Source organism: Colwellia sp. TT2012, from assembly GCF_001440345.1.
GTDB lineage: Bacteria > Pseudomonadota > Gammaproteobacteria > Enterobacterales > Alteromonadaceae > Colwellia.
Window position 1 is genome coordinate 1 of record NZ_LJYX01000169.1, and the last position, 751, is coordinate 751.

Here is a 751-nt window from a genome sequence, read left to right on the forward strand (position 1 = left end):
GGTAAACCTTGTCGTGCCATAACAGGTGGGAGCAGCCCTCGACCTGAATCTGCTGGCCGCCCGCCAGGCGTGGGTGGCAAAAGCTCATGGTCCAGCGCAAATAACCCTCGCCTTCGGTCACGTGGTCGAAGCCGTGGAAGTCAAAATGCAGTTGGCTGATCTTGATGTAAAGCTCGGCGAAGTACGCTTTCAGCGCGCTGATGCCGTGGATCTGGTGCAGTGGATCAGTGAAGTTGATGTCCTGGCTGTACAAACGGTCAAGCAGGTGCAGGTTGTGTTTGTCCAGAGTAGCGAAGGAATTGGCAAACTGACGCAGGAAATCACTCATACACGCCTCCCGCCTGGCGCGAGGGCAGGGCGCGAAAGGCGGCCAACGCGCGCTCACGGGAACGCTTCAGATCGACGATGGGCCGTGGGTAGTCGGCCACGCCAAACAGGCCGGCGGCGGCGTCGGGGTTGTGCACGTCCTTCTTGTTTAGGCCCGACAGTTGCGGCAGCCACTGCTTGATGAAACGCCCTTCGCCATCGAACTTCTCGGACTGACTCAGCGGGCTGAAAATCCGGAAGTATGGCGCCGAGTCGGTGCCGGTGGACGAACTCCATTGCCAGCCGCCGTTGTTGGCTGCCAGGTCGCCGTCGATCAGGTGACGCATAAAGAAGCGCTCGCCCTCGCGCCAGTCGATCAGCAGGTTCTTGGTCAGGAACATCGCCACCACCATGCGCAGGCGGTTATGCATCCAGCCGGTTTCCA

At 60.2% G+C, this 751-nt stretch carries 2 protein-coding genes; both read right to left on the minus strand.

All coding sequences use genetic code 11. The annotated features are described in order from the left end of the window. The coding region (locus ASU03_RS20410) for a nuclear transport factor 2 family protein (RefSeq protein WP_082627377.1) at positions 1-328 on the minus strand (328 nt) is incomplete at its 3' end. Further along, the coding region (locus ASU03_RS20415; protein ID WP_197411332.1) for an FAD-binding domain-containing protein at positions 321-751 on the minus strand (431 nt) is incomplete at its 5' end. The genes ASU03_RS20415 and ASU03_RS20410, both read right to left, overlap by 8 nt.